Below are 929 nucleotides of genomic sequence, written 5' to 3'. Positions count from 1 at the left end.
CGTCGATTAGAGTCCGGCCCAACCTGAGGACGGACAATGAAGCGAACGAGATTCACGGACGATCAGATCATCGGCATCCTGGCCGAGCATGAGGCCGGCGCGAAGTGCGCCGATCTATGCCGCAAGCACGGCATGTCGGAAGGCACCTTCTACAACTGGAAGGCCAAGTTCGGTGGCATGACGGTATCAGAGGCCAAGCGGCTGAAGGCGCTTGAGGATGAGAACGCCAAGTTGAAGAAGCTTCTGGCCGAACAGATGCTGGATCTGGCGGCGATGAAGGATCTGGTTTCAAAAAAGTGGTAGGGCCCGCGGTGAAGCGCGAAGTCGTCGCATATCTTCAGGCTGAGCATGGCCTGTCGGAACGGCGGGCCTGCCACATCGTCGGCGCGGATCGCACGATGATCCGCTATCGATCTCAGCGCGCGCCGGACACGGTTCTGCGCGGCCGGTTGCGGGACCTGGCCAACGAGCGTCGGCGGTTCGGCTACCGGCGCCTGTTCGTGCTGCTGCGCCGCGAGGGCGAGCCCTCGGGGATCAATCGGATCTATCGGATCTACCGCGAAGAAGGGCTGACGGTGCGCAAGCGGAAGGCGCGGCGCAAGGCGGTCGGAACGCGGGCACCGATCCTGGTCGAGGCGCGACCGAACGCCCGTTGGTCATTGGATTTCGTCCATGACCAGTTCGCCAACGGCCAGCGCTTCCGCGTGCTCAACGTGGTCGACGACGTCACCCGGGAATGCCTGGCGGCGATCCCGGACACCTCGATCTCAGGGCGCCGTGTCGCGCGTGAACTGACGGCCCTGATCGAGCGCCGCGGCAAGCCCGGCATGATTGTCAGCGATAATGGGACGGAGCTGACCAGTAACGCGATCCTGCGGTGGTGTTCCGAGCACCGGGTCGAATGGCACTACATCGCGCCGGGCAAGCCG

At 63.9% G+C, this 929-nt stretch carries 1 pseudogene; it reads left to right on the top strand.

Annotation, left to right across the window (positions count from 1 at the left end):
• Positions 1–36: 36 nt before the first annotated feature.
• A pseudogene (locus EU805_RS17240) lies at positions 37–929 on the top strand (IS3 family transposase); the annotation flags it as partial.

The organism is Salipiger sp. IMCC34102 (genome assembly GCF_004145405.1).
Taxonomy (GTDB): domain Bacteria; phylum Pseudomonadota; class Alphaproteobacteria; order Rhodobacterales; family Rhodobacteraceae; genus Loktanella.
The sequence above is the reverse complement of the archived record's forward strand: the minus strand, read 5'-3'. Positions and strand labels throughout refer to the sequence as shown.